The organism is Salmonella sp. GDC200615 (genome assembly GCF_050574145.1).
Taxonomy (GTDB): Bacteria; Pseudomonadota; Gammaproteobacteria; order Enterobacterales; family Enterobacteriaceae; genus Salmonella; species Salmonella enterica.
The window spans coordinates 460,726-487,053 of record NZ_CP192247.1 but is presented as its reverse complement, the minus strand read 5'-3'; the positions used below and the strand labels follow the sequence as shown (position 1 = coordinate 487,053).

Sequence of the window (26,328 nt, the reverse complement as noted above, 5' to 3'; positions counted from 1 at the left end):
GATGGAGACGCAGGCGCGTCATCCGGCGGTTCCCGCGCCAGGCGCTGCCGGCGGAATACTGCTCAGGAATCCGCAACACCCTACTCGTCCCATCAACATGGGCAGCTTTCCCCTATTTATGCACTCCTCATTTTGAACCTCGTCACAAAACCACACGAAACAACATAAAGCAAAAATACAAATTAATCATTATATTTTAGTGAGTTACATTTGAAAATTGAGATCATTTGGTATAAAACCACCTTTTCATTGTTGCTTTATTTTGTTTTAGTTGGAATTATGATTGCACTACAACACAGATAACCCCCTTACCCTATTTGAGGCCGCTATGAAAAAAATTGCGATTATTGGAAGCAGTGGAGGCAACCTCTACAACCTGGGTGGCGCCGAGCCAGAGAAGTTACTCCAGGAAATTTATCAGCAGTGTGAGGCTGCGGGCGTGAATGTGGCCGCCGTACAGTTTATCGCGGCAGAAGCCTCGATGGACGTCGCCAAACCGGATACCCCGGCATCGGTTTATGCATTAACCACAGAAAACCAACAAAAACCACAGCGCATATTTCAGGGCAAACTTTCGGAGGTAAACACCTCGGTAGTAGAAAGCGATCGCCAAATCGCTGAGATGATCCGCCGCGGTGAGATCGATGGGATCGTGGTAATGAGCGCTGATCCGGTAAAGGCGAACCAGGCCGTTTTTGCCGCCGCCGTTGAGATGAAAACACCGATTGTCGGCACCGGGGGAACCTCCATGGCGCTGGTGGCGGCAAAGGGGGCGAATGTGGTCGCGACCTCCGGAACAACTGGCACCACCAGCCGTACCCGCGCCGTCTCCTTCGTGGCGTCGCTGTGTAAACATTGGGGTATCAAGTACAAACCACAGTTGGGTAGCGCTTCGCCCTCGCAGAGCGGTTCCGGAAAAAGCCTGCTCAAACGTTTTAACATTCGTAGCATCATGATCCCTGCTCTACCAGGCTTTATCGCCATGGCGATTGTACTCGCCCTGAGCCACATACCAGGACTGGAAAAACTTAACGATATCTTTGAAATCTTATTAAAAGGTCTGCCAGTGTTAGTCGCGGTACTGGCGGCAAAACAGATTTCCGAACTGGATGAAGTTTCAATTGTGGCCGGGGTCGTCGCTGGCGTGCTTTCCGTAGAGGGCGGACTGATCGGCGGCATTATCGGCGGTGTAATGGCGGGGATTTTCGTCCGTTGGCTGTTCGAGCTGTGCCTGAACTGGCGCTTCCCAATGACTACCGTCAACATCGTCGCCGGTGGGATATCGGGCCTTGCCGCTGGGTTAGTCATGCACTATCTGCTGAGTCCGCTGGCGCTATCTGCGGGTAATTACATCAAACTGGCTATCGAAAGCACGCTGGCATTCAGCCCAATTCTTGCCGGGCTGCTGGCTGGTCTGGTTATCTGGCCTGCCATTCTCGGCGGCGTCTATCACGCGGTGATCCTGCCGTTGGTGCTGCTGGAGATGGAAAAATCCGGCGTCAGCTTCCTCGGCGCGGTCGATATGGTCGGTCTGGTGATGGTGGCCGCAGGTATTAACCTTGCCAATGTGATCGCCCCGCGTGAAAAAAGCGAAGCTGCCGTTGCTACGCCGGGCCTGCTCATTAACCTGGGTTTTGGCACCTTTGTTGAATCCGCCTATCCCTTCATGTTCGCCAACAAAATTGTTTTTGGCTCCGCCATTTTTTGGGCCGGAATGGGCGGCATGATGCTGGGCTTTTTTAACGTCAAAGGCGTGGCCTATGTTCCGGCTTTCGCCTCACCGTTCTTATCCAGCAATGCGCTCCAGATGGCCATCGTAATGATTGCCACAATGGCTATGACCTGCCTTACCACCATTATTGCTAACCGTTTCAAACCTGTCGTACAGAGCGAATCAACAACGACAGCCGTTAATTAATGCACCAACACCAGAGGTACACCATGTTTAAAGGCGATATGAATAAAAAACGCGCCAAAGCGTTACAGAAAGTGAAAGAAGCCATCACGCTTCACGGTGGGCAAACTATCCTCAGCACAGGAATAACTGGCGACGATGCGCGCCTGGCGAAAGCCGTGTGTGAGGCTGGCGTTAAGCTTCTGGAGCCGAACCACCCTGCGTTGGCGCTGGCGCGTGGACACAAAGGCGTGAGCAACATGCACGCGGCGGAGCAGATTCGTCACGAAATCACCAACAGCCAGATGGCTGAGGCCGTACACGGTGTGCGTAATGTGGTCCCGGACGATATTTTTATCACCGTTGGTATCGCCGGCGGTTTTACCGAAACCTTACCGGTGCCGCTCAGCGAAACGGAAATTCTGGAGATTGCCCGCGCTGGAGCCGACGGTTTACATACGCATAAATCCGACTGGGACGATCTGCAGGACATCGTTAATCTCTCCCATCAATATGGTCTGACCGTCGATGCCTATATTGGCCATCCTGACGATCTGCATACTTTCGGTATTCCTGCACGCACGCCGGAAGAGGTCGCCAGCGTGGCGAAGCGGATGCAGGATATCGGCGTGGATATGATTGGTCTGATGACCGGCATGAGCTATGAAGGCGTAGCGGCAGGCGATATCCCGCAGATGATTAAAGATCGCCTGCGGGCGTTGGTCGGCGCGGTGGATGTTCCGACGCTGGCGGAAGGCGGGATTAACCTCGCCAACGCGAAAGCGTTTAAAGATACCGGAGTCAATATTCTGGTGGTCGGTACGGCTATCGACAACATGGTGTGCAACGCCGCCAAAGAAGCCGTTACGCCGTTTATTGTTCATTGATATCAGGGAACGAGAGATGTTGTTAATCACCGATCTGGATGGAACATTACTCACCTCGCAGAAAACAATCAGCCCGCGCACGCGTCAGGCGCTGATTGCGTTCCGCCAGGACGGTGGTTTACTGGCGGCATGCTCCGCCAGACCGGTCTCCTCAATGGTACGCCTGCTACGCCAACAACAGGTTGATAGGTTGTTTAGCTGGTGCGCCGGTTTTAACTGCGGACACCTTCTGGAGATGGCGGGACAGCGCATTATTCATGCTGCCCCTCTGACCGCCACAGACCTGTGGAATATTGACCAGCATATTTCTCTTTCCCGCTATCACCACCATTTTTTTAGTGCCGAAGCAATTCACCATCGTGACGATAGACTGATTGCGCACTGGACAACATATGAGGCTCGCTTATTTGGATTACCGCTTATAACTGAAACTGCAGAAAATATCTTTAATCGTCGCAACATATATAAAATTACACTTGTTGCCGCATCTCCGGAGATAGATAATCTGTGTACAGAAGTGAATAATCACCTGCCTTGTGGATATTATGCGGTTGTCACGGGAGAGAATTATATTGATATTCAAAGATCCGATATAAATAAAGGGTGCATAATAGAACAATTAATTCATTATTTAAATATATCTTCTGACAAGGTGGTCGCGATTGGCGATCAGCAGAATGATGTCAGCATGTTTGCCGCCGCCGGAATCAGCATCGCAATGGGCAACGCGCCGGATGCAGTAAAGCGGCAGGCCGGCTATGTGACTGCCACGAATGATGAGGAGGGTATCGTCCATGCGTTGGAGTGGTTGCGTTGCCTTACGCATCCAGTTACCATGCGCCAAAGGTTGACGGCGGCGAAAGATAATGAATCCAATTAAAAGACGAAAACATATTCTTGATGAATTAAACAAATTCGGTGAAGTCACCGTTATTAAATTATCGGAAATGCTCAACGTCACCTCGGAAACCATTCGTCGCGATCTCTCCTTACTGGAATCAGAAGGCAAAATCACTAAGATTCATGGGGGCGCAGTCAAAAAGCAAGTTGTCCAGGAGGATGCGTTTAGCGCAAGAATAGAGGCGCATCGCGAAGAGAAAATAGCGATTGGCAAACTTGCCGCCGAAATGGTCAGTGAACGGGATACATTGTTTATTGACTCCTGTACAACTAACCTTATTCTGGCCGAGCAATTACCGCCTCTCGCTTTTTCCGTGATTACCAATTCAGCCCTGATTGCCGATAAAATTAAAGAGCATAACCTGCAGGCCCGCGTGTATGTATTAGGCGGCGAATATGATTACCATTTTCGCGCCAACCTCGGCGTCTCGGTGTGTCAGCAGATTAACGCAATTCACGCGGATATCTGTTTTATTGGCGCTGGCGGCATTTCTCCCCAGCATGGCGTGTTGGTGAAGAGCTTTGAAGAAGCCTACGTTGCCAAAGCCATGATTGCGATGAGCAAAAAATCAGTGATTCTCGCCGACCATACCAAATTTGGTCAGGACGGTGTGATGTGCATCGCAAGCGTAAAAGAAATCGATAACATCATCACGGATAAAGGATTTACGTCAACGGGTTATACGCCACAGGATTTCGCCGGAAAGCTACGGATTGCTGACTGAGCGCTATCCGCCCGTAGCGTATTGCCGTAGACTAAATGCATCGGCTAACTGAGGGCACCCGTATGGCACTCCCCCGCATTACCCAAAAAGAGATGACCGAGCGCGAACAGCGCGAACTGAAAACGTTGCTGGACCGCGCCCGTATTGCGCACGGTCGTCCGCTGACCAATTCTGAGACCAACAGCGTAAAAAAGGAGTACATCGATAAGCTGATGGCGCTGCGTGAGGCTGAAGCGAAAAAAGCCCGCCAGTTGAAGAAAAAGCAGGCGTATAAACCCGATACGGAAGCGTCATTCTCCTGGTCGGCGAATACGCCGACGCGCGGCAGACGTTAACGTCCTTTCTTCTTTCGTCCCGGCGAGGTAAAGCGCTTACCGCTTGATGCCGGGCGCGCTTTCTCATTGCTTTTTTCGATCGCAATAACCGGTCGCTTAATACCCGTGGTCTTCGGCTTCGCTTTGGCCTTTGGTTTGGCTTCGGAAGAGGAACGCTCAATCAATTTAAACAGATCGATCAGCTCATCGTCCGTCAGATCGCGCCACTCGCCCAGCGGAATCCCGCTCAGGCTGACGTTCATAATGCGCGTACGCTCCAGTTTCGTCACTTCATAACCAAAGTATTCACACATACGACGGATCTGACGGTTTAATCCCTGCACCAGGGTAATGCGAAAGACAAACGGCGCCTCTTTTTTCACCTTACATTTTTTGGTGACAGTACCCAGAATCGGCACGCCAGCGCCCATACCACGAATAAACTCGTCGGTAATCGGTTTATCCACCGTCACCAGATACTCTTTTTCGTGATCGTTACCGGCACGCAGAATCTTATTGACCAGATCGCCGTGGTTAGTCAGAAATATCAGCCCCTGCGAGTCTTTATCCAGACGACCAATCGGGAAGATACGTTTGCTGTGGTTCACAAAATCGACAATATTGTCGCGTTCGCCGTCTTCAGTGGTACTGACAATGCCAACCGGTTTATTCAGCGCAATCAGCACTAAATCATCCGCTTCTCGCGGCTCAATCAACCGACCATTTACTTTAACAACATCCCCGGCGACTACCTGATCGCCAATGGCGGCGCGTTTGCCGTTGATAAAGACATTGCCCTGTTCGATAAAACGGTCCGCCTCGCGACGCGAACAGATGCCGCTTTCACTGATATATTTATTAAGCCGGATAGATGTGTCGGTCAGCATATTTACTCTCTGAGAAATTTTTCTACATAAACGTCGGGAATGTGACTTACCACATCAAATCGTCGGGAACTTTAAAATCGGCATACGGATCATCTTCGTCCTGCTCTTCCTGACTCAGCGCACTGTTTACGACAATACTGTCCGCATCTCGTTGTGCGATTTTATCGGCGACGCTCGCGGGAATAATCGCATATTCACATTCACCGCTGTTATTGATAACCAGACGCGCAATCGCGAGACGCCCATTAATCAGTTGCGTCTGAGTGAGCTTATCCACGTCTATTTTTTTGATGACGTTATTATCGGTGAAGTTAAAACCAATATCGCCTTTAGATACATTGATTCTATTCATTTCAATAAGTTGCTTAACCTGAGCTTTAAACTCTTTCGCTAAAACCGCTTGTTTTTGCTGTTCACTGAGTTGTTTATCACGCTCAAGTTGCGCCTTTTTATTTTTTTCCACCTCCTCTCTGGCCTCACGAGCCTGAACGCGTGATTTTTTAGCCGTGCGCTGGACTTTGGCCATTTTTTTGCTGGTCACTAATCCCGCTTGTAGCAGTTGCTCTTGTAAGGTCAGTTTTGCCATTTTCGTCTCTAAACGTGTTAAATAATTTTGCGGATTATACCTGTAATTTTTCAGGCGATACCAGATAGCAGATCTGGCCTGGCGTCACTTTTAGCGACCGCGCGTTGCCTGTAACACGCGCAACATCATGAGCCATATCAGTAAGACATTAAATGGATAATGGTAGCATTATTACGTTTTGACATTTCCTGATGAGGTGGAGAAGTAATGGAACTGCTTTTATTAAGTAACTCGACGCTGCCGGGTAAAGCCTGGCTGGAACACGCTCTGCCGCTGATAGCGAATCAATTGAACGGTCGACGCTCAGCCGTGTTTATTCCGTTTGCCGGCGTCACGCAAACATGGGACGAGTACACGGATAAAACCGCAGAGGTACTTGCGCCATTAGGGATAAACGTCACAGGGATTCATCGTGTCGCCGATCCGCTTGCAGCGATTGAGAAAGCGGAAATCATTATTGTCGGCGGCGGAAATACCTTTCAGCTAATGAAAGAATCGCGTGAACGCGGGCTGCTGGCGCCGATGGCGGACAGGGTAAAACGCGGCGCGCTGTATATCGGCTGGAGCGCGGGCGCCAACCTTGCCTGCCCGACTATCCGCACGACCAACGATATGCCGATCGTCGATCCAAACGGTTTCGACGCGCTGGATCTGTTCCCGCTGCAAATTAATCCTCACTTCACTAACGCCTTGCCGGAAGGTCATAAGGGCGAGACCCGCGAGCAGCGTATTCGCGAACTGCTGGTGGTCGCGCCGGAACTGACAGTGATTGGTTTGCCGGAAGGTAACTGGATTCAGGTGAGCAACGGCCAGGCGGTTCCCGGCGGCCCGAATACCACCTGGGTGTTTAAAGCGGGCGAAGAGGCCGTGGCGCTGGAAGCGGTCATCGCTTTTAATCCCTGGCCACATTGAATGCCGAATGACGGGCCTACACGCATGTTCTCCGTAGGCCCCGCCATCCGGCATTTCACTTAATACTCGCCCCGTTCCTCGTCCTGATCCGGCTGTTCCAGTACGCTATAGGCGACCGAACAGAACAGTGAGTTAAGACGCTTCATATCGCCCAGCAGCCCTAAATGGAGCGAGCTGGTTTCAATGCTTTGCACGTTCTGCTGGTGCAGGCGGTCGACATGCGCATGTGAGTATCGGCGATTAAGTATACGGAAGCGATGTTTACTGCGGCGCAACCGACGGGCGCTGGTGACATCGCCGGAGAAAAAGACCGACATCGCCAGTTGCAGATTACTGAGCAGTTGATCGTAAAGCGCATCCAGCTCTTTCAATCCTTCTTCTGAAAATGCCCGACGCGCCGCCAGCGACTTGTCGGCAATCTCGCTGCCCATTCGCTCGATAATATCCGACGCCTGTTCGAGGTTCAGGGCCATCTCAATAATCTCCGCCCACCGACGGGACTCCTCCGCCGCCAGCTCGTCTTTCGGCATTCGCGCCAGATAAAGCTTAATCGCGGTGTAGAGCACGTTAACGTCATCCGCCAGCTTGCGCAGCGCTTTCTCTTCACGCGGCTCGCCGTGCATGACCTTTTTTAGCCCTTCCATCATCTGTTCCATCGCATCGCCAATGCGCAACACCTCACGGGCAGCATTAGCCAGCGCCAGCGTTGGCGTATCCAGCGCGCTGACATCCAGATGTTTCGGCTTCAGATGGGTATCCAGTTCAGGCTCATCACGAATAATTCGTTTACAAAAACGCGCCATCAGCTCGGCAAATGGCACCATCGCCAGGCAACGCACCAGGTTATAGAAAACGTGGAAATAGATCACCAGCTCTGACTTCGGTAGCGATAGCTCATCCATCAGATTCGCCAGCGGATGGACAAACGGCAGGATGACCAGGCTGCCGATCAATTTGAACAATAGGCTGCCGAGCGCTACGCGACGCGCGGCAGCATTGGCGGCGCTGTTGTTGAGCATCGCCAACAAGCCCGATCCCAGATTGGCGCCGATGACCAGGCACAACGCCACCGGGAACGATATAATCCCCGCCGCCGTCAGGGTCGCCGTCAGCAACACCGCCGCCAGGCTGGAATAACTGATAATAGCGAACATCGCGCCAATCAGCGCATCCAGCATAATGTCGCCCGTCAGCGACGCGAAAATGACCTGCACGCCATTAGCCTGAGTGATCGGCGTCACTGCCTGCACAATCAGCTCCAGCGCCAGTAGAATCAGGCCAAGCCCGATACCGACGCGACCCAGCTGCCCGGCGCGGGACTGCTTACGTCCCAAAAAGAAAATCACGCCAATAAAAATCAGCAGCGGCGATAGCCACGACAAGTCAAAGGTGAGAATACGCGCCATTAGCGCAGTACCCACATCAGCGCCCAGCACAATCACCAGAGCTGGCGTCAGGGCGACAAGATCCTGGGCGACAAACGACGTTACCAATAAAGTGGTGGCGTTACTGCTTTGTACCAGCGCGGTAACACCGATACCCGCACAAAAGGCGAGCGGTTTCTTTTCCACGCTGCGGCTGAGGACAGTGCGTAGACGCGCGCCAAACACGCGCATTACGCCAGTACGAACGATATGTGTTCCCCATACCAACAGCGCAACGGCAGAAAGTAGATGGAGCAAAGTTAACACGGCGTCAGGTTCTCCTTATCGTTATACGTTTTCCTGAAGCTCACTTGCGATAAATTGCCTGATGGCGCACAGCGTTAAGGCCTGCTGGCGTTGCACGCCACCGGGCTTACCATACGTAATACGGTATGCTGGATAAGGCGTTTACGCCGCCATCCGGCAAATTCAGCGTAGAGCCTTCCTTCAGTATAAGGGTTTAATTGTAAGAAAGAGACAAGGCACCCAATGAGTGCCTTGTATGTTGTAAGGAAAAGTGACGATTTTATGAATCAGTCCGCATCGTACCCCAGGTTCGGCGCCAGCCACCGCTCAACGTCCTCAACGCTCATTCCTTTACGGAAAGCATAATCTGTCACCTGATCGCGTTGGATCTGCGCTACCGCGAAGTATTTGCTCTCAGGATGGCTGAAGTACCAGCCGGAGACCGACGCGCCAGGCCACATGGCGAAAGATTCGGTGAGCTTCATCCCGGTGTGTTTTTCGACATCCAGTAGCTGCCAGATAGTGCCTTTTTCGGTATGTTCCGGGCAGGCAGGATAACCCGGCGCCGGGCGAATCCCCTGGTAGTTTTCGCGGATTAATTCGTCGTTACTCAGGCTCTCGTTCGGCGCATATCCCCAGTAAACCTTACGTACACGCTCATGCAGATACTCGGCAAACGCTTCCGCCAGACGGTCGGCAATCGCTTTCACCATGATCTTGTTATAGTCGTCGTGTTGCGCTTCGAAGGCGTCCGCCAGCGCATCCTCCTCCAGACCGCCGGTCACCGCGAAAGCACCGATGTAATCCGCTTTGCCGCTCAGTTTCGGCGCGACAAAATCCGCCAGACAGTAGTTGGCAAAACCGACTTTCTCGGTCTGCTGGCGCAGGTGGTGGCTGACCGTCAGAACATGAGTACGGGTTGCGTCGCGATAGATTTCGATGTCGTCACCCACACGGTTAGCCGGGAACAGGCCCACCACGCCACGCGGATTCAACAGCTTCTCGGCGCTGAGTTTATCCAGCATATCATTGGCGTCTTTAAACAGACGCTGCGCCTCAACGCCCACCACCTCATCTTCCAGAATGCGCGGGTATTTGCCGGCCAGCGACCAGGTCATAAAGAACGGCGTCCAGTCGATGTAGTTGCGCAGAGTTTCGATGCTGGCTTCCACCCCCTGCACGCCCAGACGGTGGGCTACCGGCGGGGTGTAGCGTTCCCAATCGAATGCCAGATCATTATCGCGCGCCGCTTCCAGCGTGACCGGCGGCGTACGCGGTTTTTTGCGGGCGTGCTGAATACGCACGGTTTCGTACTCTTTGCGGGTACGGGCGACAAAGTCATCGCGCTGGTTGTCGGAGAGTAGCGCCGCCACCACGCCCACGGTACGCGAAGCATTCTGCACGTAGACCGTCGGACCGCTGTAGTTCTGCTCGATTTTCACCGCCGTATGCGCTTTCGAAGTGGTTGCGCCGCCGATCAGTAGCGGGATAGTAAAGCCCTGACGCTCCATCTCTTTCGCCACGTTGACCATTTCGTCCAGCGACGGGGTGATAAGCCCGGAAAGACCGATCAGATCGGCATTCACTTCACGCGCCGTTCTGAGGATTTTCTCCGCTGGCACCATCACGCCAAGATCGACGATTTCGTAGTTGTTACATTGCAGCACCACGCCAACGATATTTTTACCAATATCGTGCACATCGCCCTTCACGGTGGCGATCACCATCTTGCCGTTGCTGGAGCCTTTTTCTTTGCTGGCTTCAATAAACGGCTCCAGGTAGGCCACCGCTTGTTTCATCACGCGAGCGGATTTCACCACCTGCGGCAGGAACATTTTCCCTTCGCCGAACAGGTCGCCGACCACGTTCATGCCGTCCATCAACGGCCCTTCAATCACCTCAATCGGGCGGGCGGCCTGCTGACGGGCTTCTTCGGTATCCTGTTCGATAAATTCGGTGATGCCTTTCACCAGCGAGTATTCGAGACGCTTTTTCACGTCCCAGCTACGCCATTCCGCCTGCTGGGCGTTGGCAGCTTCGTCGGTTTTGCTGCCGCGGTATTTCTCCGCCAAATCCAGCAAACGCTCGGTGCCGTCATCGCGACGGTTAAGAATGACATCTTCAACTGCATCGCGCAGTTCGGCAGGCAGGTCGTCATAAATCGCCAGTTGCCCGGCGTTGACGATGCCCATGTCCATGCCATTGCGGATGGCGTAGTAGAGGAATACCGCGTGGATAGCCTCACGTACCGGGTCGTTGCCGCGGAACGAGAAGGACACGTTAGACACGCCGCCGGAGATCAGCGCGTGCGGCAGCTCGCGTTTGATGTCTTCGCAAGCGCCGATAAAGTCCTGCGCGTAGTTGTTGTGCTCTTCAATACCGGTCGCCACGGCGAAGATATTCGGGTCGAAGATGATGTCTTCCGGCGGGAAACCCACCTCTTCGGTGAGAATTTTGTAGGCTCGGCGGCAAATTTCGATTTTACGCGCGCGGGTATCGGCCTGCCCCTGCTCATCAAAGGCCATCACCACCACTGCGGCGCCATAGCGACGTAGCAACTTCGCATGATGAATAAAGGCTTCCACGCCCTCTTTCATCGAAATAGAGTTGACGATGCCTTTACCCTGAATGCACTTCAGCCCTTTTTCGATAACCTCCCATTTGGAGGAGTCGATCATGATTGGTACACGGGCAATGTCCGGCTCACCGGCAATCAGGCTGAGGAAACGCACCATCGCCGCTTCGGCGTCGAGCATCCCCTCATCCATATTGATATCAATAATCTGCGCGCCGCTTTCTACCTGCTGACGGGCGACATCCAGCGCTTCGCTGTATTTCTCTTCTTTGATCAGCCGTTTAAATTTGGCCGAGCCGGTGACGTTAGTACGTTCGCCGACGTTCACAAACAGGCTATCGTCACCAATGTTCAGCGGCTCCAGGCCGGAAAGGCGGCAGGCGACCGGGATATCCGGCAGCTGGCGCGGCAGCAAACCGGCAACGGCGCGGCTCATGGCGGCGATATGCTCCGGCGTAGTGCCACAGCAGCCGCCAACGATATTCAGGAAGCCCGCTTCCGCCCATTCGCGAATCTGTTTCGCCATGGTGTCGGCGTCGAGGTCGTACTCGCCGAAAGCGTTCGGCAGGCCGGCGTTCGGGTGCGCGGTGACGTAGCATTCGGCAATCCGCGACAGTTCCTGGACGTACTGGCGCAGCTCATCAGGCCCCAGCGCGCAGTTAAGGCCAAAAGTGAGCGCCTCGGCGTGGCGCAGCGAGTTATAAAAGGCTTCGGTCGTCTGGCCGGAGAGGGTACGACCAGAGGCGTCGGTGATGGTGCCGGAAATCATGATCGGCAGATCAACGCCCAGCGCTTCAAACTCTTCTTTCACCGCAAACACCGCCGCTTTCGCATTCAGGGTGTCAAAGACGGTTTCAATCAGGATCAGGTCCGCCCCGCCTTCCACCAGCGCTTTGGTGGATTCACGGTAGGCCGCCACCAGCTGATCGAAGGTGATATTACGAAACGCCGGGTCGTTGACGTCCGGCGAAATGGAGGCCGTGCGGTTAGTTGGACCAAGCACGCCCGCAACAAAACGTGGTTTTTCTGGTGTTCGCGCCGTCCATTCATCGGCGCAGGCGCGCGCCAGTTTGGCCGCCGCATAGTTGATTTCCGCCGACAGGGATTCCATCCGGTAATCCGCCATCGCAATGGTTGTCGAGTTAAAGGTGTTGGTTTCGATGATATCCGCGCCAGCCTCAAAGTAGGCGTTGTGGATAGCGGCGATCACCTCCGGCTTGCTGAGTACCAGCAGGTCATTGTTGCCTTTCAGGTCGCAGGGCCAGTCGGCAAAGCGCTCCCCGCGGAAATCTTCTTCATGTAGACGATAGCTCTGGATCATGGTGCCCATACCGCCGTCCAGCACCAGAATACGTTCATTTAACTGCGCACGCAGTTGTTCAACTTTGCTGCTCACACTCGCTCCCGACAACGCTCCACGTAACGAGCCATACTGGCACAAAGCGTGCTGGCGGAAAAGAGAACAACGGGCAACATGAGACATGTTCAGCTTGCCACCCACTTCTGTCGCTTTGCCGGATGGCGGCGCAAGCGCCTTATCAGTCTACAAATTACTTTGGCGGCTCCCAAAGCGTAGGCCTGATAAGCGCAGCGCTATCGGGCATCCTGTGATGTCACTCATCCGATCAGTTCAGGAACTCTTGCATTATAATTGAATAAAACGAAAATGATTTCCACGATACAGAAAAAGGAGTCTGCCATGGTTGCCCCTGTTCCCGCGAAACGCGGGAGAAAACCTGCCGCTACCACTGCACCCGTAACCGGGCAGGTTCAGTCATTAACTCGCGGTCTGAAGCTGCTGGAGTGGATTGCCGAGTCCAACGGCAGCGTCGCGCTGACCGAACTGGCGCAACAGGCGGGTTTGCCTAATTCCACGACTCACCGTCTACTCACCACCATGCAGCAGCAGGGTTTTGTCCGCCAGGTTGGTGAGCTGGGCCACTGGGCCGTAGGCGCACACGCGTTTATCGTCGGCAGCAGCTTCTTACAGAGCCGTAATCTGCTGGCGATTGTCCATCCGATTTTGCGCAAGCTGATGGAGGACTCCGGCGAAACGGTAAACCTTGCCGTACTCGACCAGAGCGACCATCAGGCCATTATTATCGATCAGGTGCAGTGTACGCAGCTGATGCGTATGTCCGCGCCGATCGGCGGCAAGCTGCCCATGCACGCCTCTGGCGCGGGCAAGGCGTTTTTATCACAGCTCAGTGAGGAACAGGTTACCAGTCTGCTGCACCGCAAGGGGTTGCACGCTTATACCCATGCGACGCTGGTGTCGCCGCTGCATCTGAAAGATGACCTCGCCCAAACACGCAAGCGCGGCTATTCCTTTGACGACGAAGAACATGCGCTCGGTCTGCGCTGCGTGGCCTCGTGTATTTATGACGAACACCGCGAACCGTTTGCGGCCCTCTCTATTTCCGGCCCCTGCTCACGCATTACCGACGATCGCGTCACCGAACTTGGCGCCATGGTGATTAAAGCGGCGAAAGAGGTGACGCTGGCCTATGGTGGAACTCGCTGAAATGAGCAGCCTGAAATTATACTGGCAGGAGAAGTACCCACAGGCCTTCTGTTGGTCTTTCGGTGATTCGCCGGCGCTGGCCGACGAGCTGGCGGCGCTAGTGGTCGCCGGTAAAAAGCGTGGCACCTGTAGCTCGCTGGTTAGCTATCAGAAAGAGCAGCCCCCTGTCACGCCCGGGTCATATCACATTGTGCTCAACGGCACAGGCGACGCCGTGTGCGTCATACGCACGCTGGCGCTCAGGCTGATCCGTTTTAACGAGATGAGCGCCGATCTCGCCGCACTGGAAGGCGAAGGCGATCTTAGCCTGGCGTACTGGCAAGCGGCACACCGGGCCTTTTTTGAGCGCGAGGGTAATTGGTCGCCGGAGATGGAACTGGTTTACGAAGAGTTCGCCGTACTCGAGATCGCGCCGTAACGCACGCTAAAGCGCTGTCTACGTCGATAGGCATACACATCTTCTACATGCCCTTCTTTAATACGCGTCTGTAGCGCGCGCCAGTAATCGGCGCGAAACAGGTCGGCATGCATCTCTTCAAACAATGGCCCGATACGCGGATCGGCACACAGCCAGTGGCGAAACTCCTCCGGGAAAACATCACCCGGCGAGACGCTATACCAGGGTTCGCTGGCCAGTTCGTCTTCCGGATAACGCGCTGGCGGAGTATCGCGGAAATTCACTTCCGTCATGTAGCAAATTTCATCGTAGTCGTAGAACACCACGCGACCATGACGGGTAACGCCAAAGTTTTTAAACAACATATCGCCGGGGAAAATATTAGCGGCGGCAAGCTGGCGAATCGCATTACCATATTCTTCTATCGCATCACGCAACTGCTGGCCTTCTACCTGTTCCAGCCAGATATTGAGCGGCACCATGCGCCGTTCAATATAGAGATGGCGAATGACGATATGTTCCCCAAGATCGGTAATCTTCTCTGGCACTTCTTGCCGTAAAAGCGCCATCAGCGCCGGATCAATTTGCCGTTTATCCAGTACGAAATTCTCAAACTCCTGGGTATCCGCCATACGACCGACGCGATCATGCTCTTTTACCAGTTGATAACAGGCACGCACATGAGCGGCAGACATCTCTTTCTGCGGGGCGAATTTGTCTTTAATGATTTTAAATACCCGGTCGAAACCTGGCAGGGTAAACACCAGCATCACCATGCCGCGGATACCAGGCGCCTCAATGAATTTCTCATCACTTTCAGCCAGATAACATAAATATTCGCGGTAGCTTTCGGTTTTCGCATGTTTCTGGCAGCCAATCGCCATATACAGTTCGGCAGTGGTTTTACCCGGCAGGATTTCACGCAACCACTCAACCAGCGCGGCAGGCAGCGGCGCATACACCATAAAATAAGAGCGGGCAAAACCAAACACAATGCTCGCTTCTGCCGTGGTGGTCAGGCAGGTATCGACAAACAGTTCACCCTCATCAGTGCGATGAATCGGCAGTAAAAACGGCAGCGTACCGTCAGGTGTGGTTAATTTACCTACCAGCCAGGCCGCTTTATTACGGTAAAACAACTCATTCGCCACCTGGACATGGCAGCGAGGTAGCGCGTCCTCGCCCAGTGTTTCAGTCAGGTGCGCGATAATATAGCGGATATCCCGGCTTTTATTCTGCCAGGGCAGACGCAGCGGTAAGTCACTGAGTATGCGCATCAACAGCGGCTCCCAACCGTGATCGGGAAAGAAGTCTTTGGCCAGCGGGCGCGGGATAGTACGAAAGCGGCGCTCCGGTTGCGAACTGAAAATAAACAACCGCTCGGGTGTTAACGAGCGGTGGTCAAATAACCGGCAATAAACGGAGTTGAAAAAGCTCTCCGCAATCTCAAAGCGCGGGTAATCCGGCAACAGCCGGGTGTAATGCTCTTTAACGCGTAAAAGGAAATCCGCGTCGGTACTTTTGCCATCGGTAATACAGCGCAGTTGCTCCACCACCAGACCCACATGATGATCATAGAGGTGGATACGGCTTTTCATCGCCTGTTGGACGGCGTGCCAGTCGGCCTGTTCAAAACGCTGCTGCGCGCCGGAAGTCACTTCCAGAAATCGACCATACTGCGCGTCAAAGCCTTGCAGGATGGTTTGAGCAATCAGTAATTCCAGGCCACGCGGCATTTTTTTCCCTCATCCGGCACCACGTCATGCCGGATGGCGCGTTCGCTTATCCGGCCTACGCTATCTGTAGGCCCGGTAAGCGCAGCGCCACCGGGCATCAATCAAAACTGCGATTCTTCCGTCGATCCTGTTAACGCGGTAACGGATGACGCGCCGCCCTGAATAATGGTGGTGACTTTGTCGAAGTAACCTGTACCCACTTCCTGCTGGTGGGAAACAAAGGTGTAGCCGTCTTTCGCCGCGGCGAACTCGGGTTGTTGAACCTTCTCAACATAGTGCTTCATGCCCTCGCCCTGCGCGTATGCATGCGCCAGGTCGAACATGTTGAACCACATGCTGTGGATGCCCGCCAGGGTAATAAACTGGTATTTGTAACCCATGTCCGACAACTGCTGCTGGAAGCTGGCAATGGTCTTGTCGTCCAGATTCTTCTGCCAGTTGAAGGATGGCGAACAGTTATAGGCCAGCAGTTTGCCCGGATACTTCGCGTGGATAGCATCGGCAAAACGACGCGCCAATTCGAGATCCGGCGTAGAAGTTTCGCACCATACCAGATCGGCATACGGGGCATACGCCAGACCGCGGCTGATCGCCTGCTCAATGCCCGCATGGGTGCGGTAGAAACCTTCGCTGGTGCGTTCGCCGGTAATAAAACCGCTGTCATAGGGATCGCAGTCGGAAGTAATCAGATCTGCCGCATCCGCATCGGTACGCGCAATCACCAGCGTCGGGACACCCATCACATCAGCGGCCAGACGCGCAGCAACCAGTTTCTGAATCGCTTCCTGCGTGGGGACCAGCACCTTGCCGCCCATATGGCCGCATTTCTTCACCGACGCCAGCTGATCTTCGAAGTGAACGGCCGCTGCACCGGCTTCAATCATCGATTTCATCAGTTCGAAGGCATTCAGAACGCCGCCAAAACCGACTTCCGCATCAGCAACGATCGGCAGGAAGTAATCCACATAGCGCGGATCATTGGGTTCAATACCGGATGCCCACTGGATCTGATCTGCACGACGAAAAGTGTTGTTGATCCGATCCACTACCGCCGGAACAGAGTTTGCCGGGTACAACGATTGATCCGGATACATGCTGGATGCCAGGTTGGCATCTGCCGCTACCTGCCAGCCTGAAAGATAAATCGCCTCAATACCGGCTTTCGCCTGCTGCAACGCCTGACCGCCAGTCAGCGCGCCAAGGCTGTTGATATAGCCTTTTTTCGCTTCACCGTGCAACAGCCGCCAAATTTTCGCTGCGCCGAGCTGCGCCAGCGTGCATTCCGGGTTAACCGAGCCGCGTAATTTCACCACCTCCTCCGCGCTGTACGGGCGGGTGATGCCTTCCCAGCGCGGTTGTGTCCACTCTTTCTGTAATTCTTCGATTTGTTGAGTACGGGTTTTCATGTGCAGATGCTCCATATTGTTATGTGGTGAATTAAGCCAGTAAGCGATAGCCCGGCAGGGTGAGGAAGTCGATTAAGTCATCTGAGGTGGTGATTTGCTCCATCAGACGTGCGGCATCGTCGAAGCGCCCGCTGCTGTAGTGGTGCTCGCCCAGTTCGTCCTGGATTACCCGCATCTCTTCCGCCAACATTTCGCGGAAAAGCGCTTTCGTTACGGGTTTTCCATTGCTCAGTGTTTTCTCATGGTGAATCCACTGCCAGATAGAGGTTCGTGAGATTTCCGCCGTCGCGGCATCCTCCATCAGACCGTAAATCGGTACACAGCCATTGCCGGAGATCCACGCTTCAATGTACTGCACTGCCACGCGAATATTGGCGCGCATTCCCGCTTCTGTGCGTTCGCCTTCACATGGCTCCAGTAACTGTTCAGCGGTAATCGGCGCATCTTCATCACGGGTAATGAACAGCTGATTTTTGTGCTCGCCCAGTACCTCGTTAAAGACGGCCATTGCGGTATCCGCCAACCCAGGATGCGCAATCCACGTGCCGTCGTGGCCGTTGTTCGCTTCCAGCGCTTTATCCGCTTTCACTTTGGCAAGGACCTGATTGTTGCGTTCAACGTCTTTGCTCGGGATAAACGCCGCCATACCGCCCATCGCGAACGCGCCGCGCTTGTGACAGGTTTTGATCAGCAGGCGCGAGTAGGCGCTCAGAAACGGTTTGTCCATCGTTACCACCTGCCTGTCCGGCAGGACGCGATCCGGATGATTTTTCAACGTTTTGATATAGCTGAAAATATAATCCCAGCGACCACAGTTGAGACCGACAATATGATCACGCAACGCATGAAGAATCTCATCCATCTGGAAAACAGCAGGAAGCGTTTCAATCAACAGGGTCGCTTTGATCGTACCGCGCGGCAGGTTAAAGCGGTCTTCGGCGTAGCTGAAGACTTCGCTCCACCAGGCTGCCTCCTGCCAGGCTTGCGTTTTCGGCAGGTAAAAATACGGGCCGCTACCTTTAGCGAGCAGCGCTTTATAGTTGTGGAAAAAGTACAGAGCAAAATCAAACAGGCTGCCGGGAATGGCTTCCCCCCGCCAGGTAACATGTTTTTCTGGCAGATGTAGACCACGTACACGACAAATCAATACGGCCGGATCGGGCTTGAGCTGATAGATTTTTCCGGCTTCGTTGGTATAGCTAATGGTGCCGTTCACCGCATCACGCAGGTTGATTTGACCATCAATAACTTTATTCCAGTCCGGCGCCAGCGAGTCTTCAAAATCCGCCATAAACACTTTCACATTTGCGTTCAGGGCATTAATCACCATTTTACGTTCAACCGGCCCGGTAATTTCTACTCGGCGATCCTGTAAATCCGCCGGAATACCACGAATCTGCCAATTACTTTCTCTAATGGAAGTGGTTTCCGAAATAAAATCAGGCAACTTACCGTTATCAATATCCTGCTGTTGCTGGATACGTGCAGCCAGGAGTTTATTGCGTTTTGGCGTAAAACGGGTGACTAACTCCGTCAAAAACTCGACTGCTTCAGCGGTCAGGACTTGCTTTTCCAGCTCGCCTTGCGGCCTGGTAAAGGTTAATTCATCAGTTGTGGTTGCCTGTGGATTCATCATGCAGCTCCTCGTTGTTGATCCAGATACATCCCCAATGCGAACGAAGGATCACTGTGCGCTTTTCGTTCAACACAACTAAGACTACTCAATTAAATTTCAAAATCAAAAACAATTTCCATTTTTAATTTAATTATGCATTAACCTATTGATAACAATATAAATTAAATTTAATTACATGATGAGGTGCGTTTCGGAAATAAAAAAGGCACCCGAAGGTGCCTGATTCAACATGCTGAAACGCTTTAGGATCGTCAGAAGCAGAAGATTAATCCAGGGTTGGATTCATGTGACGCAGATCATATGGCGTAATCTGGTAGACATAATAGTTGAGCCAGTTAGTAAACAGTAAATTACCGTGGCTGCGCCAGGTTGCGCGCGGTATGTTTTGCGGATCGTTTTTTGGGAAATAGTTGTACGGAACCTCCGGATTTAACCCGGCCTCAACGTCACGAAAATATTCACCCGCTAACGTATGAGCGTCATATTCAGGATGACCGGTGACAAACGCAATACGTTTATCTTTGCTGGCAAACAGGTACGCATCCCCTTCTTCTGTTTCGGCCAGAATTTCAAGATCCGTATAATCCCGTATCAGCGCCGCCGGGAAATCGGCATAGCGTGAGTGTGGCGCAAGAAACGAATCATCAAAACCACGCGTTAACAGAGCATGTGGATGAAGGATGTGATGTTCATAGACGCCGGAAAGTTTATCTGTACGGGTCTGCTTAGGGATACCATACAGAATATTGAGTGCGGCCTGAACGGCCCAACAGACAAATAGCGTCGAAGTAACGTGATCTTTCGCCCATTCAAGCACCTGCCTAATCTGCGGCCAGTAAGCCACGTCATTAAATTCCACCAGACCCAGCGGCGCTCCGGTCACGATAAGCCCATCAAAGTTCTGATCGCAGATATCGTCGAAGTTACAGTAAAAGTTGTTCAGGTGCTCGGCTGGCGTGTTCCTCGACTCGCGGGCATCTATCCGCAGCAGTTGAATATCGACCTGCAATGGCGAGTTCGATAGCAAGCGCAGAAACTGATTTTCCGTTTCAATCTTCTTCGGCATCAGGTTAAGGATAAGTACCTTTAGCGGGCGAATTTCCTGACCTGATGCGCGAGAAGTCGTCATGACGAAGACATTCTCCTCACGTAAAAAATTGACGGCGGGTAGCTCGTCCAGCACGCGAATCGGCATAACCTGATAACCTCACGACATACGTTTAAACGTTTAGACATCCAGATAGCTGAAGATACTCAGAAATCAGGCGAATGTCGAGTCTGCAAGTTCAAGGTGAGAAAGTTTCACGACAGCATTTGCATTAGAATAGAAGTAAGCAAAAAAGGAGTGAAGATGATGATTAACATTCGTCGTTCAAGGCATGAGGAAGGGGAAAAACTGATTGCGATCTGGCGTCGCTCAGTCGATACCACGCACGATTTTCTGTCAAACGCTTATCGGGCCGAACTGGAAGAACTGGTGAGCGATTTTCTGCCAGAAGCGCCACTATGGGTTGCCGTGACCGATCAGGATGAGCCGGTAGGATTTATGCTGCTTACCGGAGAACATATGGATGCGCTGTTTGTCGATCCGGACGTGCGTGGTCAGGGTATCGGTAAGAGATTAGTTGAACATGCGTTAACACTGGCGCCGGGGTTGACAACCAATGTTAACGAGCAAAATACACAAGCTGTTGGATTTTATAAGAAAATGGGATTTAAGGTGACGGGACGTTCGGAGGTCGACGATCTTGGGAAACCGTATCCATTGTTGAATTTAATTTATCCGTGAGTAGCGGCGCTGTCTGATAAGTGCATGTAGGCCGGATAAGGCGAAGCGGCCATCCGGCGGTGCAGGTTGCCTGATGGCGCTGCGCTTATCAGGCCTACATTTTTAAATGTTACCACACACGCAAAGAAGCCCGTCCTGACGGACGGGCTTCTTCACTTGTTTGATGCCTGGCAGTTCCCTACTCTCGCATGGGGAGACCCCACACTACCATCGGCGCTACGGCGTTTCACTTCTGAGTTCGGCATGGGGTCAGGTGGGACCACCGCGCTACTGCCGCCAGGCAAATTCTTTGTGCTCTGTACGCAATTCTTTATCGCATCAGCGGCGTTGCCTGCGCTCGTAAACTCAGTCACATACTTCTGTATGCTCCTTCCTTTCCTTCGCTTGCCGCCTTGCTGCTGCGCAAATTATTGCGTACTCAACTCTGAATCACTGCTGAAAATCGTCTCTCATCCGCCAAAACATCTTCGGCGTTGTAAGGTTAAGCCTCACGGTTCATTAGTACCGGTTAGCTCAACGCATCGCTGCGCTTACACACCCGGCCTATCAACGTCGTCGTCTTCAACGTTCCTTCAGGAGACTCTAAGTCTCAGGGAGAACTCATCTCGGGGCAAGTTTCGTGCTTAGATGCTTTCAGCACTTATCTCTTCCGCATTTAGCTACCGGGCAGTGCCATTGGCATGACAACCCGAACACCAGTGATGCGTCCACTCCGGTCCTCTCGTACTAGGAGCAGCCCCCCTCAGTTCTCCAGCGCCCACGGCAGATAGGGACCGAACTGTCTCACGACGTTCTAAACCCAGCTCGCGTACCACTTTAAATGGCGAACAGCCATACCCTTGGGACCTGCTTCAGCCCCAGGATGTGATGAGCCGACATCGAGGTGCCAAACACCGCCGTCGATATGAACTCTTGGGCGGTATCAGCCTGTTATCCCCGGAGTACCTTTTATCCGTTGAGCGATGGCCCTTCCATTCAGAACCACCGGATCACTATGACCTGCTTTCGCACCTGCTCGCGCCGTCACGCTCGCAGTCAAGCTGGCTTATGCCATTGCACTAACCTCCTGATGTCCGACCAGGATTAGCCAACCTTCGTGCTCCTCCGTTACTCTTTAGGAGGAGACCGCCCCAGTCAAACTACCCACCAGACACTGTCCGTAACCCGGGTAACGGGTCCACGTTAGAACATCAAACATTAAAGGGTGGTATTTCAAGGTCGGCTCCATGCAGACTGGCGTCCACACTTCAAAGCCTCCCACCTATCCTACACATCAAGGCTCAATGTTCAGTGTCAAGCTATAGTAAAGGTTCACGGGGTCTTTCCGTCTTGCCGCGGGTACACTGCATCTTCACAGCGAGTTCAATTTCACTGAGTCTCGGGTGGAGACAGCCTGGCCATCATTACGCCATTCGTGCAGGTCGGAACTTACCCGACAAGGAATTTCGCTACCTTAGGACCGTTATAGTTACGGCCGCCGTTTACCGGGGCTTCGATCAGGAGCTTCGCTTGCGCTGACCCCATCAATTAACCTTCCGGCACCGGGCAGGCGTCACACCGTATACGTCCACTTTCGTGTTTGCACAGTGCTGTGTTTTTAATAAACAGTTGCAGCCAGCTGGTATCTTCGACTGACTTCAGCTCCGTGAGTAAATCACTTCACCTACGTGTCAGCGTGCCTTCTCCCGAAGTTACGGCACCATTTTGCCTAGTTCCTTCACCCGAGTTCTCTCAAGCGCCTTGGTATTCTCTACCTGACCACCTGTGTCGGTTTGGGGTACGATTTGATGTTACCTGATGCTTAGAGGCTTTTCCTGGAAGCAGGGCATTTGTTACTTCAGCACCGTAGTGCCTCGTCATCACGCCTCAGTGTTAAAGTGAACCGGATTTACCTGGAACACACACCTACACGCTTAAACCGGGACAACCGTCGCCCGGCCAACATAGCCTTCTCCGTCCCCCCTTCGCAGTAACACCAAGTACGGGAATATTAACCCGTTTCCCATCGACTACGCCTTTCGGCCTCGCCTTAGGGGTCGACTCACCCTGCCCCGATTAACGTTGGACAGGAACCCTTGGTCTTCCGGCGAGCGGGCTTTTCACCCGCTTTATCGTTACTTATGTCAGCATTCGCACTTCTGATACCTCCAGCAACCCTCACAGGCCACCTTCGCAGGCTTACAGAACGCTCCCCTACCCAACGAACGTATCCTTAAACCGACTCGACTTTGTATACGCTTTGACGTCGCTTCGCTCCGTCAATCGTAACCCGCTGAATCGCTTTAAGTGATACGTTCGCTGCCGCAGCTTCGGTGCATGGTTTAGCCCCGTTACATCTTCCGCGCAGGCCGACTCGACCAGTGAGCTATTACGCTTTCTTTAAATGATGGCTGCTTCTAAGCCAACATCCTGGCTGTCTGGGCCTTCCCACATCGTTTCCCACTTAACCATGACTTTGGGACCTTAGCTGGCGGTCTGGGTTGTTTCCCTCTTCACGACGGACGTTAGCACCCGCCGTGTGTCTCCCGTGATAACATTCTCCGGTATTCGCAGTTTGCATCGGGTTGGTAAGCCGGGATGGCCCCCTAGCCGAAACAGTGCTCTACCCCCGGAGATGAATTCACGAGGCGCTACCTAAATAGCTTTCGGGGAGAACCAGCTATCTCCCGGTTTGATTGGCCTTTCACCCCCAGCCACAGGTCATCCGCTAATTTTTCAACATTAGTCGGTTCGGTCCTCCAGTTAGTGTTACCCAACCTTCAACCTGCCCATGGCTAGATCACCGGGTTTCGGGTCTATACCCTGCAACTTAACGCCCGGTTAAGACTCGGTTTCCCTCCGGCTCCCCTATTCGGTTAACCTTGCTACAGAATATAAGTCGCTGACCCATTATACAAAAGGTACGCAGTCACACAGGTAAACCTGTGCTCCCACTGCTTGTACGTACACGGTTTCAGGTTCTTTTTCACTCCCCTCGCCGGGGTTCTTTTCGCCTTTCCCTCACGGTACTGGTTCACTATCGGTCAGTCAGGAGTATTTAGCCTTGGAGGATGGTCCCCCCATATTCAGACAGGATACCACGTGTCCCGCCCTACTCATCGAGCTCACAGCACATGCGCTTTTGTGTACGGGGCTGTCACCCTGTATCGCGCGCCTTTCCAGACGCTTCCACTAACACACATGCTGATTCAGGCTCTGGGCTCCTCCCCGTTCGCTCGCCGCTACTGGGGGAATCTCGGTTGATTTCTTTTCCTCGGGGTACTTAGATGTTTCAGTTCCCCCGGTTCGCCTCATTAACCTATGGATTCAGTTAATGATAGTGTGACGAATCACACTGGGTTTCCCCATTCGGGTATCGCCGGTTATAACGGTTCATATCACCTTACCGGCGCTTATCGCAGATTAGCACGCCCTTCATCGCCTCTGACTGCCAGGGCATCCACCGTGTACGCTTAGTCGCTTAACCTCACAACCCGAAGATGTTTCTTACGATTCATCATCGTGTTGCGAAAATTTGAGAGACTCACGAACAACTTTCGTTGTTCTGTGTTTCAATTTTCAGCTTGATCCAGATTTTTAAAGAGCAAATATCTCAAACGTGACTCGTAAGTCAGTTTTGAGATATTAAGGCAGGTGACTTTCACTCACAAACCAGCAAGTGGCGTCCCCTAGGGGATTCGAACCCCTGTTACCGCCGTGAAAGGGCGGTGTCCTGGGCCTCTAGACGAAGGGGACGTATCAGTCTGCTTCGCAAGACGCCTTGCTATTTACTTTTCATCAGACAATCTGTGTGAGCACTGCAAAGTACGCTTCTTTCAGGTAAGGAGGTGATCCAACCGCAGGTTCCCCTACGGTTACCTTGTTACGACTTCACCCCAGTCATGAATCACAAAGTGGTAAGCGCCCTCCCGAAGGTTAAGCTACCTACTTCTTTTGCAACCCACTCCCATGGTGTGACGGGCGGTGTGTACAAGGCCCGGGAACGTATTCACCGTGGCATTCTGATCCACGATTACTAGCGATTCCGACTTCATGGAGTCGAGTTGCAGACTCCAATCCGGACTACGACGCACTTTATGAGGTCCGCTTGCTCTCGCGAGGTCGCTTCTCTTTGTATGCGCCATTGTAGCACGTGTGTAGCCCTGGTCGTAAGGGCCATGATGACTTGACGTCATCCCCACCTTCCTCCAGTTTATCACTGGCAGTCTCCTTTGAGTTCCCGACCTAATCGCTGGCAACAAAGGATAAGGGTTGCGCTCGTTGCGGGACTTAACCCAACATTTCACAACACGAGCTGACGACAGCCATGCAGCACCTGTCTCACAGTTCCCGAAGGCACAAATCCATCTCTGGATTCTTCTGTGGATGTCAAGACCAGGTAAGGTTCTTCGCGTTGCATCGAATTAAACCACATACTCCACCGCTTGTGCGGGCCCCCGTCAATTCATTTGAGTTTTAACCTTGCGGCCGTACTCCCCAGGCGGTCTACTTAACGCGTTAGCTCCGGAAGCCACGCCTCAAGGGCACAACCTCCAAGTAGACATCGTTTACGGCGTGGACTACCAGGGTATCTAATCCTGTTTGCTCCCCACGCTTTCGCACCTGAGCGTCAGTCTTTGTCCAGGGGGCCGCCTTCGCCACCGGTATTCCTCCAGATCTCTACGCATTTCACCGCTACACCTGGAATTCTACCCCCCTCTACAAGACTCAAGCCTGCCAGTTTCGAATGCAGTTCCCAGGTTGAGCCCGGGGATTTCACATCCGACTTGACAGACCGCCTGCGTGCGCTTTACGCCCAGTAATTCCGATTAACGCTTGCACCCTCCGTATTACCGCGGCTGCTGGCACGGAGTTAGCCGGTGCTTCTTCTGCGGGTAACGTCAATTGCTGCGGTTATTAACCACAACACCTTCCTCCCCGCTGAAAGTACTTTACAACCCGAAGGCCTTCTTCATACACGCGGCATGGCTGCATCAGGCTTGCGCCCATTGTGCAATATTCCCCACTGCTGCCTCCCGTAGGAGTCTGGACCGTGTCTCAGTTCCAGTGTGGCTGGTCATCCTCTCAGACCAGCTAGGGATCGTCGCCTTGGTGAGCCGTTACCTCACCAACAAGCTAATCCCATCTGGGCACATCTGATGGCAAGAGGCCCGAAGGTCCCCCTCTTTGGTCTTGCGACGTTATGCGGTATTAGCCACCGTTTCCAGTAGTTATCCCCCTCCATCAGGCAGTTTCCCAGACATTACTCACCCGTCCGCCACTCGTCAGCAAAGCAGCAAGCTGCTTCCTGTTACCGTTCGACTTGCATGTGTTAGGCCTGCCGCCAGCGTTCAATCTGAGCCATGATCAAACTCTTCAATTTAAAAGTTTGATGCTCAATGAATTAAACTTCGTAATGAATTACGTGTTCACTCTTGAGACTTGGTATTCATTTTTCGTCCGAGGACGTCAAGAATCCGTATCTTCGAGTGCCCACACAGATTGTCTGAT

At 53.0% G+C, this 26,328-nt stretch carries 18 protein-coding genes, 1 tRNA gene and 3 rRNA genes; 9 read left to right on the top strand and 13 right to left on the bottom strand.

Going from position 1 to position 26,328, the window contains the following annotated elements; genetic code table 11:
• Nucleotides 1-328: 328 nt before the first annotated feature.
• From ACQ29O_RS02305 to ACQ29O_RS02285, 5 genes are all read left to right on the top strand, one after another.
• Nucleotides 329-1,918 (top strand): PTS sugar transporter, encoded by a 1,590-nt coding sequence (locus tag ACQ29O_RS02305; protein WP_000716850.1) that lies wholly within the window; start codon nucleotides 329-331, stop codon nucleotides 1,916-1,918.
• Between the two features lie 23 nt (nucleotides 1,919-1,941).
• Entirely contained in the window at nucleotides 1,942-2,781 is an 840-nt protein-coding gene (locus ACQ29O_RS02300; protein WP_000472334.1) for a hypothetical protein, read from the top strand.
• 16 nt (nucleotides 2,782-2,797) lie between these two features.
• Complete coding sequence (locus ACQ29O_RS02295) at nucleotides 2,798-3,661, top strand: Cof-type HAD-IIB family hydrolase (RefSeq protein WP_000924640.1); 864 nt, start codon at nucleotides 2,798-2,800, stop codon at nucleotides 3,659-3,661.
• Nucleotides 3,648-4,406 carry a DeoR/GlpR family DNA-binding transcription regulator gene (locus tag ACQ29O_RS02290; protein WP_001068171.1) on the top strand — a complete coding sequence of 253 codons (759 nt, stop codon included), beginning with the start codon at nucleotides 3,648-3,650 and terminating at the stop codon, nucleotides 4,404-4,406. Before ACQ29O_RS02295 ends, ACQ29O_RS02290 begins: the two co-directional genes overlap by 14 nt.
• Before the next feature lie 62 nt (nucleotides 4,407-4,468).
• Entirely contained in the window at nucleotides 4,469-4,741 is a 273-nt protein-coding gene (locus tag ACQ29O_RS02285; protein WP_001207628.1) for a DUF3811 domain-containing protein, read from the top strand.
• Here the strand turns inward: ACQ29O_RS02285 and rluF are convergent.
• From rluF to ACQ29O_RS02270, 3 genes are read right to left on the bottom strand one after another with little or no spacing between them, the layout of a single operon-like run.
• Complete coding sequence (gene rluF, locus ACQ29O_RS02280; RefSeq protein ID WP_000954605.1) at nucleotides 4,738-5,607, bottom strand: 23S rRNA pseudouridine(2604) synthase RluF; 870 nt, start codon at nucleotides 5,605-5,607, stop codon at nucleotides 4,738-4,740. The genes ACQ29O_RS02285 and rluF overlap by 4 nt on opposite strands.
• A gap of 46 nt (nucleotides 5,608-5,653) precedes the next feature.
• Nucleotides 5,654-6,193 carry a DUF2058 domain-containing protein gene (locus tag ACQ29O_RS02275; RefSeq protein WP_001096732.1) on the bottom strand — a complete coding sequence of 180 codons (540 nt, stop codon included), beginning with the start codon at nucleotides 6,191-6,193 and terminating at the stop codon, nucleotides 5,654-5,656.
• Between the two features lie 34 nt (nucleotides 6,194-6,227).
• Nucleotides 6,228-6,329 carry a hypothetical protein gene (locus tag ACQ29O_RS02270; protein WP_001576533.1) on the bottom strand — a complete coding sequence of 34 codons (102 nt, stop codon included), beginning with the start codon at nucleotides 6,327-6,329 and terminating at the stop codon, nucleotides 6,228-6,230.
• Between the two features lie 71 nt (nucleotides 6,330-6,400).
• Between ACQ29O_RS02270 and pepE the strand changes: the two genes are divergently transcribed.
• Nucleotides 6,401-7,105, top strand: coding sequence for a dipeptidase PepE (gene pepE, locus ACQ29O_RS02265; RefSeq protein WP_000421784.1), 705 nt, complete (start codon nucleotides 6,401-6,403; stop codon nucleotides 7,103-7,105).
• Nucleotides 7,106-7,164: 59 nt separating this feature from the next.
• Here pepE and ACQ29O_RS02260 read toward each other — a convergent pair whose 3' ends face one another.
• Together ACQ29O_RS02260 and metH are read right to left on the bottom strand one after the other, a co-directional pair.
• On the bottom strand, nucleotides 7,165-8,796 hold the full coding sequence (locus tag ACQ29O_RS02260) for a Na/Pi cotransporter family protein (RefSeq protein ID WP_000956811.1): 1,632 nt from the start codon (nucleotides 8,794-8,796) through the stop codon (nucleotides 7,165-7,167).
• Nucleotides 8,797-9,062: 266 nt separating this feature from the next.
• Nucleotides 9,063-12,746 carry a methionine synthase gene (gene metH, locus ACQ29O_RS02255; RefSeq protein ID WP_000095957.1) on the bottom strand — a complete coding sequence of 1,228 codons (3,684 nt, stop codon included), beginning with the start codon at nucleotides 12,744-12,746 and terminating at the stop codon, nucleotides 9,063-9,065.
• Between the two features lie 303 nt (nucleotides 12,747-13,049).
• Here metH and iclR point away from each other — a divergent pair, with 303 nt between their 5' ends.
• On the top strand, nucleotides 13,050-13,874 hold the full coding sequence (gene iclR / locus ACQ29O_RS02250) for a glyoxylate bypass operon transcriptional repressor IclR (protein WP_000226434.1): 825 nt from the start codon (nucleotides 13,050-13,052) through the stop codon (nucleotides 13,872-13,874).
• 10 nt (nucleotides 13,875-13,884) lie between these two features.
• Nucleotides 13,885-14,292 carry an ASCH domain-containing protein gene (locus tag ACQ29O_RS02245; RefSeq protein WP_010989091.1) on the top strand — a complete coding sequence of 136 codons (408 nt, stop codon included), beginning with the start codon at nucleotides 13,885-13,887 and terminating at the stop codon, nucleotides 14,290-14,292.
• Here ACQ29O_RS02245 and aceK read toward each other — a convergent pair.
• From aceK to metA, 4 genes are all read right to left on the bottom strand, one after another.
• Nucleotides 14,256-16,007 (bottom strand): bifunctional isocitrate dehydrogenase kinase/phosphatase, encoded by a 1,752-nt coding sequence (gene aceK / locus ACQ29O_RS02240; RefSeq protein ID WP_253336252.1) that lies wholly within the window; start codon nucleotides 16,005-16,007, stop codon nucleotides 14,256-14,258. The two genes, ACQ29O_RS02245 and aceK, sit on opposite strands and share 37 nt — an antisense overlap.
• Before the next feature lie 101 nt (nucleotides 16,008-16,108).
• Nucleotides 16,109-17,413: an isocitrate lyase gene (aceA, locus tag ACQ29O_RS02235; protein ID WP_000857875.1), complete on the bottom strand. Its 1,305-nt coding sequence runs from the start codon at nucleotides 17,411-17,413 to the stop codon at nucleotides 16,109-16,111.
• 31 nt (nucleotides 17,414-17,444) lie between these two features.
• Nucleotides 17,445-19,046 (bottom strand): malate synthase A, encoded by a 1,602-nt coding sequence (aceB, locus tag ACQ29O_RS02230; protein WP_020937286.1) that lies wholly within the window; start codon nucleotides 19,044-19,046, stop codon nucleotides 17,445-17,447.
• Between the two features lie 268 nt (nucleotides 19,047-19,314).
• Nucleotides 19,315-20,244: a homoserine O-acetyltransferase MetA gene (metA, locus tag ACQ29O_RS02225; protein WP_001122767.1), complete on the bottom strand. Its 930-nt coding sequence runs from the start codon at nucleotides 20,242-20,244 to the stop codon at nucleotides 19,315-19,317.
• Nucleotides 20,245-20,400: 156 nt separating this feature from the next.
• Between metA and ACQ29O_RS02220 the strand changes: the two genes are divergently transcribed.
• Complete coding sequence (locus tag ACQ29O_RS02220) at nucleotides 20,401-20,838, top strand: acetyltransferase (RefSeq protein ID WP_000973249.1); 438 nt, start codon at nucleotides 20,401-20,403, stop codon at nucleotides 20,836-20,838.
• A gap of 165 nt (nucleotides 20,839-21,003) precedes the next feature.
• Here ACQ29O_RS02220 and rrf read toward each other — a convergent pair.
• From rrf to ACQ29O_RS02200, 4 genes are all read right to left on the bottom strand, one after another.
• Nucleotides 21,004-21,119 (bottom strand): 5S ribosomal RNA (rrf, locus tag ACQ29O_RS02215).
• Nucleotides 21,120-21,315: 196 nt separating this feature from the next.
• Nucleotides 21,316-24,304: ribosomal RNA gene (locus ACQ29O_RS02210) — 23S ribosomal RNA — on the bottom strand.
• Nucleotides 24,305-24,497: 193 nt separating this feature from the next.
• A tRNA-Glu gene (locus ACQ29O_RS02205) sits at nucleotides 24,498-24,573 on the bottom strand.
• A gap of 85 nt (nucleotides 24,574-24,658) precedes the next feature.
• A 16S ribosomal RNA gene (locus ACQ29O_RS02200) occupies nucleotides 24,659-26,200 on the bottom strand.
• The 16S, 23S and 5S rRNA genes sit together here with 1 tRNA gene alongside, the layout of an rRNA operon.
• Between the last annotated feature and the right edge of the window lie 128 nt (nucleotides 26,201-26,328).